Consider the following 279-nt stretch of genomic DNA (forward strand, 5'->3'; position numbering starts at 1 on the left):
GCAAACGCTGAAAGCGGGTGACCGGGTGGGTTACGGTGGTCGTTACACTGCCAGTGGTGACCAGCGCATTGGGATTGTGGCGACAGGCTATGCCGATGGTTATCCGCGCCATGCGCCAAGCGGCACGCCTGTGCTGGTGGATGGCGTACGTACCGGGACGGTCGGCACGGTATCCATGGATATGCTGGCGGTAGACCTGACGCCGTGCCCGCAGGCGGGGATCGGGACGCCAGTGGAGCTGTGGGGTAAAGAGATTAAAATCGACGATGTGGCGACAGC

Annotated in this window: 1 protein-coding gene; it reads left to right on the plus strand. The window is 62.4% G+C overall.

What is annotated here, in order from left to right:
* Positions 1 to 279 (plus strand): alanine racemase C-terminal domain-containing protein (locus FDX22_RS20360; RefSeq protein ID WP_304571788.1); only part of this gene is annotated, 279 nt, incomplete at both ends.

This window comes from Citrobacter sp. TBCS-14 (genome assembly GCF_005280805.1).
GTDB lineage: Bacteria > Pseudomonadota > Gammaproteobacteria > Enterobacterales > Enterobacteriaceae > Citrobacter > Citrobacter gillenii.